The sequence below is a fragment of the Novosphingobium sp. genome, from assembly GCF_040079535.1.
Lineage (GTDB): Bacteria > Pseudomonadota > Alphaproteobacteria > Sphingomonadales > Sphingomonadaceae > Novosphingobium.
In genome coordinates this window covers 1-14,259 of record NZ_JBEBKB010000048.1, presented here as the reverse complement: position 1 = coordinate 14,259, position 14,259 = coordinate 1, and the positions used below count along the sequence as shown (strand labels likewise).

Sequence of the window (14,259 nt, the reverse complement as noted above, 5' to 3'; positions counted from 1 at the left end):
AGCATTTGCTCCCACCCGCCCGGGGCATTGCCCACTGGGTGGATCGTCACGTTGATCGCGTTAACCCCGCTCGCCTTCATTTCCGCGATCGATCGCGCTGAAAGCTTGACCGCATCTTCGGGGGAATAGGGATCGCTAATCCCGCCAAGGCCGTCGATCACCAGCATATCGCGATAGGTTTTGCCAGCAGCGGCTCTGGTCTTGGCCAGCGCGGCGGCGGTGGGAGCGGCCAGCATCCCGGCCAGTATCGAACGGCGGGCTAGCAGCATCGACCCTTCTCCCAATTTTTGCTGGCTGGGGCGGAAGGATTCGAACCTTCGCATGCCGGTACCAAAAACCAGTGCCTTACCGCTTGGCTACGCCCCATCAGCGCCGCGGCCTATAGTAAGCGCTGACGTGAAAGGGAAGGGGGTAAGCATGCGAAATCGCTGCGCCGCGTTTTACAAGGCCAGGCCGTTTCGCCCAATGGGTCAGGGCAATTGTCCAGCGTCTTTTGGTGTGCCGTAGCTTTGGCGGCAGTGGGTCAGGACGTTTCTGACCGAGCCCGGGATTGCGTGGTAATCATCATAGATCTTTGGCGAAACGCTGGATTTTGGAATGCCGAGCAGGCCGGAATGCAGGGTCCAGCTGCGCTCTGCCGCTGCGCAGACCCGGTCGCTCGGATTGCCGTCAACATCCAGATAGGCGCTGGCCAGGGCGATATGAAGGAGCGATTCATAGAAATCATAGTTGGCCCGTTCGGCCACGCTGGGGCTGATCGCCGTCGCGCGCCGGTCGATCACCTCATCAATTGCCTTTTCGCAGCCTTCCACACGCTGCTGCCCGGTCAGCTTTTCAAGTTCAAAGCAGTCATCCGATGCATTGGAGAACAGGCTGGTGTAGTGGGCTTCCTGATTGTCCGGCGTAATCGGGCCGCCCGCAGCAAGTGCGGATGCCGGGATTGCTGCCACAGCCAGTGCGGCCACAAAAGTCCTGAACGATTTCATACTGCCCCCCACCGTTACCGAACCGGCTTCATGCGTGAGACTGCCTGAACTTGCCATGAAAACAAAGCGGCAATCGCGGATTACGGCATCGGCGGCGCGCCTTCGGGTGTTCCAAATTCGCCGCGGCACTGCCCCACGATCTTGCCCAGCGCTGGGGGGACATCGTGGTACGCACGGAAAGCATCGGCCGGAAGTTCATTTTCGGCAATTGCCAGCAAGCCGTGGCGCAACACCCAGACCCGCTCAATCGTGGTGCAAAACCGGGTGCTGCTGCGCTTGTCGATTTGCGAATAGCCCAGCGCCAGCCCGCTCAGCAGGGTGGATTCGACGAAATCGAAGTTGGATTTTTCAGCAATGCTGGCTTGCGGCGCTGCATTGCGGCTGGCGTTTACCTCGTCAAGCCCGGCCTTGCAAAACACAACCCGCTCGATCGGAGAATGCTGCGCTTCGTTATAGCAATCGGTGTAGTTCTGGGTGATCAGACCTTCGAGATGGGCCGTGATCGCCGCCGAATTTACCGCTTCCTTGGCCACGGCCGGGGCCGCGCCCAGGCTAAGCAACAAGGCCAGGCCTGCAGTCTTGATTGTCATGCGTTCACTCCATCCACTCATGTTGCGCGAAGGCCTAGTGCCAATGCCGCCCGAAACCTAGGATAAACCCGCCACACCCCGGCCAAAGGTGACAGTTCGGCTGCTTGCTGCTAACGGCGGTGCAAACATCCAGAGATTCCAATGACCGACCTTTCAAGTATCAGAAATTTCAGCATTATTGCTCATATCGATCATGGCAAATCGACCCTGGCGGATCGGTTGATCCAGTTTACCGGCGGGCTGACTGCGCGTGAGATGAGCGAGCAGGTGCTCGACAATATGGATATCGAGAAAGAGCGCGGGATCACTATCAAGGCGCAGACCGTGCGGCTGAAATACCGGGCCAAGGACGGCAAGGATTATGAGCTTAACCTCATGGACACGCCCGGCCATGTCGATTTCGCCTATGAGGTCAGCCGCAGTCTGGCCGCTTGCGAAGGCGCGCTGCTGGTGGTGGATGCTGCTCAAGGGGTTGAGGCGCAGACGCTGGCTAACGTCTATCAATCGATCGAGCACGATCATGAGATTGTGCCCGTAATCAACAAGATCGATTTGCCCGCCGCCGAACCCGAAAAGGTCAAGGCAGAGATCGAGGAAGTGATCGGGCTGGACGCCAGCGAAGCCGTGCTGACCAGTGCCAAAAGCGGCATCGGGATCGAAGATGTGCTGGAAGCCGTGGTCAGGAAAATTCCGCCGCCAACGGGTGATGCTGCGGCGCCGCTGAAGGCAATGCTGGTCGATTCATGGTACGATCCCTACCTTGGTGTGGTGATCCTGGTCCGGGTGATCGATGGCATTATCAAAAAGGGTCTGTCGGTCAAATTCATGGCCGGCGGGACCGAGCACCTGATTGACCGGGTTGGCTGTTTTACCCCCAAGATCGAGCAGCTTGAGGCGCTGGGTCCGGGTGAAATCGGCTTCATTACCGCGCAGATCAAGGATGTGGCGCAAGCCCGTGTTGGCGATACCATCACCACGGTCAAACAAGGTGCGGCTGTGGCATTGCCCGGCTTCAAGGAAGTTCAGCCGGTGGTGTTCTGCGGGCTGTTCCCGGTTGATGCGGCCGATTTTGAAAAGCTGCGCGAAAGCATTGCCCGGCTACGGCTTAACGATGTCAGCTTCAGCTTTGAGATGGAATCGAGTGCGGCGCTGGGCTTTGGTTTTCGCTGCGGGTTCCTGGGCCTGCTGCACCTTGAGATCATTCAGGAACGGCTGACCCGCGAATACGATCTTGATCTGATCACCACCGCCCCCAGCGTGGTTTACCGGATCGTGCTGCGCAAAAGCCGGACCGAGGATGCCGGTGAAATCCTGCTCCACAATCCGGCCGATTATCCCGATCCCAGCCGGATCGAACAGATCGACGAGCCGTGGATCAAGGCGACTATCTATACGCCCGACGAATACCTCGGCAGTATCCTCAAGCTGTGCCAGGATCGCCGGGGCGTGCAAGCCGGCCTGACCTACGTGGGCGGCCGGGCACAGGTCAGCTACGAATTGCCGCTCAACGAAGTGGTGTTCGATTTTTATGATCGCCTGAAAAGCATCAGCCGCGGCTATGCCAGCTTTGATTATGAGCAGATCGGCCTTCGCGAAGGCGATCTGGTCAAGATGGGTATCCTGGTCAACAACGAGCCGGTCGATGCGCTCAGCATGATTGTCCACCGCTCGGTCGCCGAAACCCGCGGCCGCCATATGTGCGAACGGCTTAAGGATCTGATCCCTCGCCACCTGTTCAAGATCCCGATCCAGGCCGCAATCGGCGGCAAGGTTGTGGCCCGCGAAACGATCAGCGCAATGCGCAAGGACGTGACCGCGAAATGCTATGGCGGTGATATCACCCGCAAGAAAAAGCTGCTTGAAAAGCAGAAAAAGGGTAAGGCGCGGATGCGCGAATATGGCAATGTAAGCATCCCGCAAGAAGCCTTCATTGCTGCGCTGCGGATGGGGGAGGAGTAGGGCTGGTCCCGCTTCTACCACCCAGTCAAATTTTTAGATCGAAAGAGAACGAACAAAACCATGGCCGGATATAAAGAGCCCAGTCTTCAGGAACGCACCGCTTTGGCGCAAAAGGCCCGTGAAAAGGCGCTGAAAATGCTTGCTGAAAAGCCTGCGATTGACCCCGCTGTGCTGGCAGAGCGTGCTGCTGCAAGGGCCGCGCGTGAAGCCGCTGCGGCTGAGAAGAGCGCAGCCAAGCGCGCGGCGATTGCTGCCGCCAAAGCGGAAAAGCTGGCCGCCGCGCAAATCGCCAAGCCGGTCGAACTGACCGAAGCCGAAAAGAAGGCCATCCGCGATGAACGCTATGCGGCACGCAAAAGCCGCAAGCGCTAGGGCGATTCAATGAGTCCGACGCAATGCCGGGAGGCGCGAGCCTGCCGGTATCAATGCGTCATTGAGCGCCGAAGTTTGTAGCGGCCGTTGGTGAACGGCTCGAACAGTTCGTCCACGCTGGGGTGGTCGATCGGCCCGCTATCGCCATCTTCAGACAGGTTCTGCTGGCTGACATAGGCAATGTAGCTGCTTTCGCCGTTTTCGGCCATCAGGTGATAAAATGGTTGTTCGCGCGTTGGGCGGACATGCTCCGGGATTGAATCCCACCATTCCTCGCTGTTGGCAAAGACCGGATCGATATCATAGATTACGCCGCGGAAATCGAACACCCGGTGACGCACCACATCGCCAATCGCATAGCGCGCCTTGGACGAAAGCGGGGCATCGACAAAGCGGCCGGCCTGGGGGGAAAAGAACGAAGCGCGGGTCATTCGCCGACCAATATAGGGGCAGCTTGCTTTCCAGACAATGTATAGCTGCGCCAAGTCCCCGAAATTGTAGTTTGCCCAGGCCCGCAAAATGGGTCTGCGATTAATCCGGCAAGCCGGACCGCAGCCAGGCAAAACAATCCCCTTGGCAAGCACCGCGCCATCGGCTAACCGCGCGCTTCCCGACCGGGGCAGGCCGCATCGCCCGCCCGATCACTTCTGCGGAGAGGTGGCAGAGAGGTCGAATGCGCTGCACTCGAAATGCAGTGTACGGGAAACCGTACCGTGGGTTCGAATCCCACCCTCTCCGCCACAATACTTCCAAACTCTCGCTTTTTGTTGGCCGGCCCGGTCCGTGCCATGCTGTGCCATGAAAATGCTGCGCCGATGGCGCGATTGATTGCTTGTTGCGCAATCGGGGATTGCAGGCGCGCCAGAAGGCGGTATCCGCAAATCTTGTTTTGCGCCGGTTTCAGGCCGGGCGTTGAGGGGACAGGCGATGGGCATGCTGGACGGACAGGTTGTGGCGATCACCGGGGCAGGGCGCGGGGTTGGCCGCGAAATCGCGCTGCTGTGCGCTGCACACGGGGCCGCGGTGGTTGTCAACGATCCCGGCGTTGGCGGCGGGGGTGAGGGCGGTGATGCCGGGCCCGCCCAGCAAACCGTGAATGATATTATCGCGGCGGGCGGCAAGGTGCACGCTAATCTGGCCAGCGTGGCCGATCCCGCCGGGGCAACCAGCATCATCGAAGATGCCGTGCAGCGATTTGGCCGGATTGATGCGGTGGTCAACAACGCCGGAATCTTGCGCGATGCGATCTGGCACAAGATGAGCTTTGAGGACTGGCGCGCAGTGATCGATGTGCACCTGAACGGCGCGTTTCTGGTTTCGAAGGCTGCCACGCCCTATTTTCGCGAGCAGCAGAGCGGCAGCTTCATCCACTTTACCAGCACCAGCGGGCTGATTGGCAACGTGGGGCAGGCGAACTATTCGGCGGCCAAGCTGGGGATTGTAGGCCTTTCGCAATCAATCGCGCTGGATATGGCCCGCGCAGGCGTGCGATCAAACTGCATCGCACCGTTCGCGTGGAGCCGGATGACGGCATCAATTCCAGCCGAAACGCCCGAGCAGCAAGAGCGGGTTGAGCGGCTCAAGACGATGAGCGCTGATAAAATCGCGCCGCTGGTGGTCTATCTGGCCTCTGATGCCAGCAAGGACGTATCGAACCAGATATTCTCGGTCCGCAAGAACGAGATCACGCTGTTTGGCAAACCGCGCCCGGTGCGTTCGATGACCAAGCTTGAGGGCTGGACACCGCAAGCCATTGCCGACGAGTTGATCCCCAGCTTCAAACCCAGCATGGCCCGCGCCGATGAAGTTTCGGCACATGTCTTTCCTTATGACCCGATTTGAGAAGGTGCGCGCCATGGATCAGGATGTCTTCGAACAGTTTATCGAACAATTGGAACGCTATGTTCGTGAAAGGCTGATCCCGGCCGAGCGGGAAGTGATCGAGACCGATCGGATTCCGGACGAAATTCTGGATGAAATGCGCGAAATGGGGCTGTTTGGGCTGACCATTCCGGAGGAATACGGCGGCGCGGGCATGAATATTGCGCAATACGCCAAGACCATCAACGTGTTGTCCTATGCCATGCCGGCTTTCCGTTCGATCATCTCGATCAATATCGGGATGGTCTGTTCGGCCCTCAAGAACGGCGGCACCGACGCGCAAAAAGCCGAATGGCTGCCGCGCCTGGCCGCCGGCGAAATTGCTTGTTTCGGGCTGACCGAGCCGGGTTCAGGTTCGGACAGTGCCGGCCTGCAAACCTTCGCGGCGAAAAGCGGCAACGGCTGGGTGCTGAACGGTACAAAGCGTTACATCACCAATTCGCCGTTCGCCAAGATGGCCTTGATCATGGCGCGCACGACCAAGGAAAACCTGCCCAAGAACGCGCACGTCTCGGCATTTTTGGTGCCAACCGATAAACCGGGGGTCAGCATCGGTTCGTCAGACAAGAAGATGGGCCAATCGGGCAGCCATATTGCCGATGTGATTTTGGAGGATGTTGTCCTTCCGGCCGATGCCATGCTGGGCACTGAAGAGGGCAAGGGGTTTGGCTTTGCGATGCAGAGCCTTGATAATGGACGTATTTCGGTTGGCGCGGCGGCCACCGCCTATGCCCGTCGCGCGCTCGATTCTGCGTTGCGCTATGCCAATGAACGCAAGGCCTTTGGCGAACCGATCGCCAATTTCCAGCTGATCCAGCAAATGCTGGCCGATAGCGAGATAGAGATCTACGCCGCTGAATGCATGATGGCCGATGTCACCGCCAGGGCTGACGCGGGCGAGAACGTGCTGCGCAAGGCCGCCGCCTTCAAGGTTTTTGCCAGCGAGATGTGCGGGCGGGTGGTGGACCGGGTGGTTCAGGTCTATGGCGGGGCCGGCTATCTGGCCGAATATGACGCTGAGCGCTTTTTCCGCGATGCCCGGATCTACCGGATCTATGAAGGGACCACGCAGATCCTTCAGTTGCAGATCGCCAAGCACATGCTGCGTGAATGGAGCGCGGGGCAGTAGATGTACGATCTCCTTTCCGATCTGAAAATCGTCGAGGTTTCCAGCTTCGTCGCCTCTCCCACCGCCGGGCTTTATTGCGCGCAGATGGGTGCCGATGTCGTGCGGATCGATCACAAGGCCGGCGGGCTCGATTATGATCGCTACATGATGACGCGCGAGGGGCGCTCGCTTTCATGGGAGAACCTTAACCGCGCCAAAAAAAGCGTCGCGCTTGATTTAAACAGCGGCGAAGGGCGTGATCTGGCCGCAGAGCTTGTTCGCAAGACCGGTCTGCTGATCACCAACCTGCCGCTGGGCAGCTTTTTGCCGCATGACAAGTTGGCCGAGCAATGCCCAGAGCTGGTTTCCGTGCGGATCATGGGCTGGCATGATGGCCGCCAGGCAATGGATTTCACCGTCAACGCTGCCAGCGGCTATCCGCTGATGACCGGCCCCCAGGAATGGGATCAGGATGCTGCCCCGCCGGTCAACCAGGTGCTGCCGGCCTGGGATTTCATCACCGGGGCCTATTGTGCCTTCGCACTGCTGGCAGGGCTTCGCCACCGCGATCGGACCGGGCGAGGGCTGGAAATGCGGGTGCCGCTTGGTGATGTGGCAATCGGCACAATGGCCAATGCCGGGGCGATGGCCGAAATGCTTTATCGCGGAGGGGACCGGGAACGGCTGGGCAATGCCATCTGGGGCGCGTTTGGGCGCGATTTCCTGAGCAAGGACGGCAAGCGTTTTATGGTTGCCGCGCTAACGCCCAAGCAGTGGAAGGCGACCGTTGCGGCGTTTGGTCTTGGCACTGGTGTTAGCGCGCTTGAGGCTGAGCTTGGAGTTGATTTTGCGGCAAGCGATCACCACCGCTTTGTCAACCGGCAGCGCTTGTTCGATCTGTTCCAGCAAGCTGCCGCGCGGCTTGACTATGCTGATCTGGCCGCGCGACTGGCCGCGGCCGGGGCGACGTTTGAGCGGTATCGCACAATGTACGAAGCCGCCCGGGATCCGGTTCTGGTGACGGATAACCCGCTGTTTGGTCCATCGCCGGCCAATCCCAGCGGCTTTGCCTATCCTGCCACGCGGTCTTTCGCCAATCTGCCATCGCAGCCCGCCGGTGATCCCCAACCTGCGCCGTATCTGGGCGAACACAGCGAAGAAGTGCTGGCTGAGCGCCTGGGGCTCTCGTCTGGTGAGATCGCCAGATTGATTGACCGGGGCATTGTAGCCACATCAGACAAGGATACAAAATGACCCAGCTTCGACGCGCTGCCATCGTCGCCCCGATCCGCACTGCTGTTGGCAAATTCGGCGGTGCGCTTGCATCTCTTACCGCAGGTGAATTGGGAGCAACGATCCTGAAGGCTCTGATGGATCGCACAAAAATTGATCCGTCGCGGGTTGATGATGTGGTCTTCAGCCAGGGGTATGGTAACGGGGAAGCGCCGTGCATCGGGCATTGGTCGTGGCTGCTGGCGGGCCTGCCCGAAAAGGTTCCAGGCTATCAGCTGGATCGGCGCTGCGGATCGGGCCTGCAGGCGATCGTCAATGCCGCGATGATGGTTCAGACCGGGCACAGCGATGTAGTGGTGGCCGGCGGTGCAGAAAGCATGTCGAACGTTGAGCATTACTCTACCGATGTGCGCAAAGGCATTCGGGCTGGCAATCTGACGCTGCACGATCGGCTTACCCGCGGCCGGGTGATGAGCCAGCCGATTGAGCGATACGGTGTTATCAGCGGGATGATCGAGACTGCCGAAAATCTGGCCAAAGACTGGAATCTCAGTCGCGAGGCCTGCGACGCCTATGCCGCACGCAGCCACCAACGCGCCGCCGCGGCTTGGGCAGAGGGCAAATTTGCCGATGAACTGGTGCCGGTAACGATCCCGCAGAAGAAGGGCGATCCGATCGTGTTCGATCACGATGAGGGCTATCGCGCCGATGCGACCGCTGAATCGCTGGCCAAATTGCGGCCGCTGGAAGCCGGGATGCCTGGCGCTGTGGTCACGGCGGGCAACGCCAGCCAGCAAAACGATGCGGCATCGGCTTGTCTGGTGGTTGCAGAGGACAAGCTGGAGGAACTGGGGCTGGAGCCAATTGCCTATTTCCATTCGTGGGCCGCGGCGGGCTGTGATCCTTCGCGGATGGGCTATGGCCCGGTCCCCGCGACCCAGCGGCTGTTTGCCCGAAACGGCTTGTCGTTCAGCGATATTGGCCTGATTGAGCTGAACGAAGCGTTCGCCCCGCAGGTCCTTGCCTGCCTGAAGGGGTGGGGCTGGTCCGATGATGATAGCCGCCACGAAATTCTGAACGTCAACGGTTCGGGCATCTCGCTTGGCCACCCGATTGGCGCCACCGGGGGCCGGATCCTGGCCAACCTGACCCGCGAGATGCAGCGCCGGGATGTGCAGTATGGGTTGGAGACAATGTGCATCGGCGGCGGACAAGGGATTGCAGCGGTGTTTGAAAAGGCATGAGTTTGATCGGAGCCCTTGGCGCAGCCCAGGCCTATCGCGATGCGGCTCGCGCAGCGCTGACCGCGCGGCTGGAACAGTGCAGTATCGATGAAGAACAGCGCGCAGCCCACGGCTTTGCCTGGGTGGCAACCAGCGTGGCCGCGCTGGAGGCGATGGCTGGCTGGCTGGAGAGCAACGGCGGCGGCAGCATGCTTGATCAGCAGATTGCGGCACTGGCCTTTGCCGAAACTCTGGGCCAGCTGACCGGCGGACTGCCGATGGGCCAGAACGAGTTTTTTCGCGCCGCCGATCTGGGCCTGGGCGATGCTGCTGCCGCACTGGCTGCGGCGGCCGCGCCGATGCTCAATGCCGGTTATGCTGCCACCCGCGCAGCGATTGCCCAGGCGCTGGCCGCTGGCCAGGTGCCGAGCGAGAGCTTTCACGATTCCGAACTGGATACCATCCGCGATCAGTATCGCCGCTTTACCGACGCCGAAATCATTCCGTTTGCGCATGGCTGGCACCTGGCCAACCAGCTTATTCCCGATGCTACCGTGGCGGCGATGGCCGATCTTGGCACCTTTGGGGCGTGCATTCCCGAGGAGTTTGGCGGGCTGGGATTGAACAAGCTGGTCATGTGCCTGGTAACCGAGGAGCTTTCGCGCGGCTGGATCGGTGCCGGATCGCTTGGCACGCGCTCTGAAATTGCCGGTGAACTGATCGTGCTGGGCGGAACGGCGGATCAAAAGGCGCAGTGGCTGCCGCGGATCGCCAGCGGCGAAGTATTGCCCACCGCCGTGTTCACCGAACCCGATGTGGGATCAGATCTGGGCTCGTTGCAGACCCGCGCCCGCTGCGGCGAAGACGGGCGCTGGCAGATCGATGGCGCGAAAACCTGGATCACCCATGCCAGCCGGTCTGATCTAATGACCATGCTGGTGCGCACTCTCCCCGATGCGAAGGGCTATGCCGGGCTTTCAATGCTGCTGGTCCCCAAGCCGCGCGGTAGCGAAGCCGATCTGTTTCCGGCAGCGGGGATGAGCGGGAGCGAGATCGAAGTGCTGGGCTATCGCGGGATGCGCGAATATGCGCTGCAGTTTGATGCGATGATCGCCCCTGCAGATGCACTGCTGGGCGGCGAAGAAGGCCAAGGTTTCAAGCAGTTGATGCGCACTTTTGAAGGAGCCCGGATCCAGACTGCGGCCCGCGCAGTTGGCGTTGCCAAACGCGCCCTTGAGCTGGGGTTATCCTATGCGGTCAGCCGCAAGCAGTTCGGCAAGGCGATCCTTCACTTCCCCCGGGTGGCAGACAAGATCGCGATGAGCGCTGCCGATATGGTGATGGCGCGCGAGCTGACCTATGCCGCCGCACGCGCCAAGGATTCTGGCAAACGCTGCGATATCGAGGCGGGCATGGCCAAGCTGCTAGCCGCGCGGACCGCGTGGAGCAATGCTGATGCGGCGCTGCAAATTCACGGCGGCAATGGTTATGCGCTGGAATATGAAATCAGCCGGGTGCTGTGCGATGCACGGATCCTCAACATCTTCGAGGGCGCTGCCGAAATTCAGGCGCAGGTTATCGCGAAGGGTCTGGCCGGAGGGCGCAATTGATGGGTGTCTGGCAGGCTTGGATCGGGCGCGAGGAACACCGCGCCGATCGTGTCGATCCGGCCATGGCCGCGCGCTGGCTGGCAACGCTTGATCGGGATGCTCCTGGCGGCGGTACAGCGCCGCAAGGGCTGCATTGGTGCCTGTGCCTGCCTGATGCACCCACCGCGCGGCTTGGCCTTGATGGCCATCCGCTGCGGGATCAGGACCCGCTGGGCTTCATGCCGCCGGTGCCGCTGCCGCGCCGGATGTGGGCATCCAGCGCGGTAGAATTTTTGGTTCCGCTTAGGCTGGGTGAAACGGTGACACGCCAATCGCGGATCATCTCGATCACCGAAAAATCCGGCGGATCGGGCCAGCTGACTTTTGTTGATATTGCCCATGAGACATTGGGAGAAGCGGGCCTTGCCGTACGTGAGGTGCAAAGCATCGTTTACCGCGAGGCCGCGCCGCACGGTGCGCCGCTTGTGCTGCCAGCGCCTGGCGCAGGCAACTTTAGTCCGGCCGGCTGGGATCGGCACCGCGCGCTGACCCCGGCCGAGCCACTGCTGTTTCGCTATTCCGCGCTGACTTTTAACAGCCATCGGATCCACTATGATCTGCCCTATGCGCAGGATGCAGAGCGCTATCGCGGGCTGGTGGTTCATGGCCCCTTGATTGCCACTCTGCTGCTTGATCTTGCCCGGCAGGAACTGGGCGATAATGCGCTGTCCCGGTTTGCATTTCGTGCCCTTTCCCCGGCGATTTGCGGTGAACCGCTGCATCTGGTGATGCGCCGCAAGGACGATGGTTTCGAACTTGGGGCCTTTGCATCGGATGGACGGGCCATGATGGCGGCCACAGCGGTAGGCGCCGAACCCGGCTGAACTGCGCAAAGCCATTGCGTCCAGCGCCGCCTTCGGCCAGCCTCGGATCACAAGGAGAGCCCGATGGCCGATAGTTTTCAGCGCATTCCCTATATGGTTGTGTTTGACGAGATCAGTGCGTTCAAGGACACCTATGGCGGAGCGATTGGCAAGGTGGCGGTGGAATGCCTGCATCTGAAGCCCAATCTGCCCAGCGATGCGGTGGTGATCTTCTCACACCCGATCGGCGGCGGGGCATGGCTGCCGATGGTCAGCCAGCTGGGGCGGCTGGGGGTGCACACAATCTATTGCAACACACGGTATCGCGGCAACGATTCCGCGCTGATAATGGAATGCGCGGTGATGGATCTGGCGGCCTGCGTGCGTCATGCCAAAGAAAAGCTGGGCTATGCCAAGGTCTATCTGGGTGGCTGGTCGGGCGGAGGCGCGCAAAGCCTGTTCTATCAGGCCGAAGCGCAAGATCCCCGCGTTACCCACACTCCGGCTGGCGATCGCTATGATCTGACTGCGGCCGGAATAATTCCGGCTGATGGGGTGATGCTGCTGGCGGCGCATCTATCGCGCAATCTGACGCTGACTGAGTGGATGGATCCTTCTATCGAGGATGAAAGCCGCCCGTTTGAGCGCAATCCAAAGTGGAACCTTTACGCAGCCGATGGCCCAAAGCCGCCCTATTCGGCCGATTTTCTGGCAGAGTATCGCGCGCGCCAGATCGCCCGAAACCGGCGGATAACCGCTTGGGTGAAGGATGAGCTGGCGGGGCTGAAAGCAGCGGGAATGGACCATCACGAACGCTGCTTTACCGTGCAGGGCACCATGGCCGATCCGCGCTGGCTTGACCCAACCGTTGATCCCAACGAGCGGCCAGCCAATCACTGCATGCTGGGCGATCCGTTTTTGGTAAACGATGGTCCGGTGGGGCTGGCGCGCTTTACCACGCTGCGATCGTGGCTATCGCAGTGGTCCTACGACGACAGCAATGGTGATGGACTTAAATGCGCCGCGCGGATTTCCACCCCGCTGCTGGTGATCGAAAACGGAGCTGACGATGCCTGTACCCCCAGCCATGCCGCGCGGCTGATGGCGGCGGCCAGCAATTGCCCGCAAGAGCACCACCTGATCGCAGGCGCGAATCACTATTACTTCGGCCAACCGGCGCTGTGCAATCAGGCGGCAAAGCTGGTGAAGGACTGGTTGGGGCGGCAGCCCTAAAGCTGGTCCGCCACCACGCCGCTGGCCAACAGTGCTTCGATCTGGGCATCGCTATAGCACAGCGCATCGGCCAGCACCGCGCGGCTATCCTGCGCGCTTCGCGGCGGGGCAAAGCGATAATTGACCGGGCTGGCGGAAAATTTGCCGGGGAAGGGGACAAAGCGCACTTCGGTGCCGTCATCACGGGCGATCGTGCGGACCATTTCGCGGGCCTCGGTTTGCGGCAAGGCCAGCGCATCGGGGATTGAATTGATCTGGCCGACCGGCAGCTTGGCGGCTTCCAATGCGGCAACCAGATCGGCCGCGGGCCATTTTGCCAGTTCCGCCTCAACTTCGTCCAGCATCGCGGCGCGGTTTTCACTGCGCACACTGCTTAGGGTGAAGCGCGGATCATCGGCCAGATCATCGCGTCCCAGCACCTTGCAGAACTGCGCATATTGCCGGTCGTTGCCCAGTGCCACGATCACCGATCCATCGGCGCAGGCAAAATCCTGATAGGGGGTGATGGTAGGATGCTGATTGCCCAGCCGCCCCGGCACAACCCCGCCGTTGAGCCAGCCCGATGCCTGATTGGCCAGCAAGGCCAGCTGCGCATCCAGCAGCGCCATGTCGATATGCTGCCCTTCGCCGGTGCGGGTGCGGTGCTGCAATGCGGCCAGGATCGAGATCGCGGTGTAGAGCCCGGTGGAAAGATCAACCGTGGGCACGCCAACCTTGATCGGTCCAGCGCCCGGCGCGCCATCTTCGCGGCCGGTAACACTCATCAATCCGCTCATCGCCTGGATCAGGAAATCGTAGCCGCCCTTGTCCTTTTCTGGCCCGGTCTGGCCAAACCCGGTGATCGAGGCATAGATCAGATCGGGCTTGATCGCTTTGAGCGCAGCATAGTCCAACCCATATTTGGCCAGCGCGCCAACCCGGAAGTTTTCCAGCACGATATCGGCCTTTGCGGCCAGCGCCCGGACCAGTTCCTGGCCTTCGGGCCGGGCGATATCGATCGCGATCGAGCGTTTGTTGCGGTTGGCACAGAGGTAATAGGCTGAATCGCGCGATCCATCGGGCAGGAACGGCGGGCCCCAGCGGCGGGTATCATCGCCTTGTCCCGGCTGCTCCACCTTGATCACATCCGCGCCCAGATCGCCCAGAATTTGCGAACACCATGGTCCGGCCAGTACGCGCGAAAGATCAAGCACGGTGATCCCGGCCAGCGGGCCGGTGGGGG

At 60.8% G+C, this 14,259-nt stretch carries 14 protein-coding genes and 2 tRNA genes; 10 read left to right on the top strand and 6 right to left on the bottom strand.

What is annotated here, in order from left to right; genetic code table 11:
* The 4 genes from ABL914_RS12435 to ABL914_RS12420 form a co-directional block, all read right to left on the bottom strand.
* Positions 1–269: hypothetical protein (locus ABL914_RS12435; protein WP_391563500.1), on the bottom strand; the 269-nt coding region annotated here is incomplete at its 3' end.
* Between the two features lie 22 nt (positions 270–291).
* Positions 292–366: transfer RNA gene (locus tag ABL914_RS12430), tRNA-Gln, on the bottom strand.
* Between the two features lie 104 nt (positions 367–470).
* Positions 471–1,043: a hypothetical protein gene (locus ABL914_RS12425; RefSeq protein ID WP_391563499.1), complete on the bottom strand. Its 573-nt coding sequence runs from the start codon at positions 1,041–1,043 to the stop codon at positions 471–473.
* Positions 1,044–1,066: 23 nt separating this feature from the next.
* On the bottom strand, positions 1,067–1,576 hold the full coding sequence (locus tag ABL914_RS12420) for a hypothetical protein (RefSeq protein ID WP_391563498.1): 510 nt from the start codon (positions 1,574–1,576) through the stop codon (positions 1,067–1,069).
* 141 nt (positions 1,577–1,717) lie between these two features.
* Here ABL914_RS12420 and lepA point away from each other — a divergent pair, with 141 nt between their 5' ends.
* A complete protein-coding gene (gene lepA, locus ABL914_RS12415; RefSeq protein ID WP_391563497.1) occupies positions 1,718–3,535 on the top strand; it encodes a translation elongation factor 4 in 1,818 nt (605 codons plus the stop codon).
* Between the two features lie 60 nt (positions 3,536–3,595).
* The gene (locus ABL914_RS12410; protein ID WP_391563496.1) at positions 3,596–3,907 is read left to right on the top strand and encodes a DUF6481 family protein; all 312 of its coding nucleotides are present in this window, start codon (positions 3,596–3,598) and stop codon (positions 3,905–3,907) included.
* Positions 3,908–3,957: 50 nt separating this feature from the next.
* On the opposite strand, the gene hspQ is transcribed toward ABL914_RS12410, so the two are convergent.
* Positions 3,958–4,338, bottom strand: a complete 381-nt coding sequence (hspQ, locus tag ABL914_RS12405) for a heat shock protein HspQ (protein WP_391563495.1) — start codon at positions 4,336–4,338, stop codon at positions 3,958–3,960.
* A gap of 220 nt (positions 4,339–4,558) precedes the next feature.
* Here hspQ and ABL914_RS12400 point away from each other — a divergent pair.
* The 8 genes from ABL914_RS12400 to ABL914_RS12365 all read left to right on the top strand — a co-directional run bounded on the left by ABL914_RS12400 (position 4,559) and on the right by ABL914_RS12365 (position 13,037).
* Positions 4,559–4,648: transfer RNA gene (locus ABL914_RS12400), tRNA-Ser, on the top strand.
* Positions 4,649–4,840: 192 nt separating this feature from the next.
* Positions 4,841–5,749 (top strand): SDR family NAD(P)-dependent oxidoreductase, encoded by a 909-nt coding sequence (locus ABL914_RS12395; protein ID WP_391563502.1) that lies wholly within the window; start codon positions 4,841–4,843, stop codon positions 5,747–5,749.
* A 13-nt stretch (positions 5,750–5,762) separates the two neighbouring features.
* Entirely contained in the window at positions 5,763–6,917 is a 1,155-nt protein-coding gene (locus ABL914_RS12390; protein WP_391563494.1) for an acyl-CoA dehydrogenase family protein, read from the top strand.
* A complete protein-coding gene (locus ABL914_RS12385; RefSeq protein WP_391563493.1) occupies positions 6,918–8,150 on the top strand; it encodes a CoA transferase in 1,233 nt (410 codons plus the stop codon).
* A complete protein-coding gene (locus ABL914_RS12380) occupies positions 8,147–9,373 on the top strand; it encodes an acetyl-CoA C-acetyltransferase (RefSeq protein ID WP_391563492.1) in 1,227 nt (408 codons plus the stop codon). Before ABL914_RS12385 ends, ABL914_RS12380 begins: the two co-directional genes overlap by 4 nt.
* The gene (locus ABL914_RS12375) at positions 9,370–10,962 is read left to right on the top strand and encodes an acyl-CoA dehydrogenase family protein (RefSeq protein WP_391563491.1); all 1,593 of its coding nucleotides are present in this window, start codon (positions 9,370–9,372) and stop codon (positions 10,960–10,962) included. The genes ABL914_RS12380 and ABL914_RS12375 overlap by 4 nt, the downstream gene beginning before the upstream one ends.
* Entirely contained in the window at positions 10,962–11,825 is an 864-nt protein-coding gene (locus tag ABL914_RS12370) for a MaoC family dehydratase N-terminal domain-containing protein (RefSeq protein ID WP_391563490.1), read from the top strand. The genes ABL914_RS12375 and ABL914_RS12370 overlap by 1 nt, the downstream gene beginning before the upstream one ends.
* 63 nt (positions 11,826–11,888) lie before the next feature.
* Complete coding sequence (locus ABL914_RS12365; protein WP_391563489.1) at positions 11,889–13,037, top strand: alpha/beta hydrolase; 1,149 nt, start codon at positions 11,889–11,891, stop codon at positions 13,035–13,037.
* On the opposite strand, the gene ABL914_RS12360 is transcribed toward ABL914_RS12365, so the two are convergent.
* Positions 13,034–14,245, bottom strand: coding sequence for a CaiB/BaiF CoA transferase family protein (locus ABL914_RS12360; RefSeq protein ID WP_391563501.1), 1,212 nt, complete (start codon positions 14,243–14,245; stop codon positions 13,034–13,036). The two genes, ABL914_RS12365 and ABL914_RS12360, sit on opposite strands and share 4 nt — an antisense overlap.
* Positions 14,246–14,259: the final 14 nt, after the last annotated feature.

Bases quoted from the DNA above. Each gene is read 5' to 3' on its own strand.
- ABL914_RS12425 (WP_391563499.1), bottom strand. From the start codon at position 1,043: ATGGCAAGTTCAGGCAGTCTCACGCATGAAGCCGGTTCGGTAACGGTG.
- ABL914_RS12420 (WP_391563498.1), bottom strand. From the start codon at position 1,576: ATGACAATCAAGACTGCAGGCCTGGCCTTGTTGCTTAGCCTGGGCGCG.
- lepA (WP_391563497.1), top strand. From the start codon at position 1,718: ATGACCGACCTTTCAAGTATCAGAAATTTCAGCATTATTGCTCATATC.
- ABL914_RS12410 (WP_391563496.1), top strand. From the start codon at position 3,596: ATGGCCGGATATAAAGAGCCCAGTCTTCAGGAACGCACCGCTTTGGCG.
- hspQ (WP_391563495.1), bottom strand. From the start codon at position 4,338: ATGACCCGCGCTTCGTTCTTTTCCCCCCAGGCCGGCCGCTTTGTCGAT.
- ABL914_RS12395 (WP_391563502.1), top strand. From the start codon at position 4,841: ATGCTGGACGGACAGGTTGTGGCGATCACCGGGGCAGGGCGCGGGGTT.
- ABL914_RS12390 (WP_391563494.1), top strand. From the start codon at position 5,763: ATGGATCAGGATGTCTTCGAACAGTTTATCGAACAATTGGAACGCTAT.
- ABL914_RS12385 (WP_391563493.1), top strand. From the start codon at position 6,918: ATGTACGATCTCCTTTCCGATCTGAAAATCGTCGAGGTTTCCAGCTTC.
- ABL914_RS12380 (WP_391563492.1), top strand. From the start codon at position 8,147: ATGACCCAGCTTCGACGCGCTGCCATCGTCGCCCCGATCCGCACTGCT.
- ABL914_RS12375 (WP_391563491.1), top strand. From the start codon at position 9,370: ATGAGTTTGATCGGAGCCCTTGGCGCAGCCCAGGCCTATCGCGATGCG.
- ABL914_RS12370 (WP_391563490.1), top strand. From the start codon at position 10,962: ATGGGTGTCTGGCAGGCTTGGATCGGGCGCGAGGAACACCGCGCCGAT.
- ABL914_RS12365 (WP_391563489.1), top strand. From the start codon at position 11,889: ATGGCCGATAGTTTTCAGCGCATTCCCTATATGGTTGTGTTTGACGAG.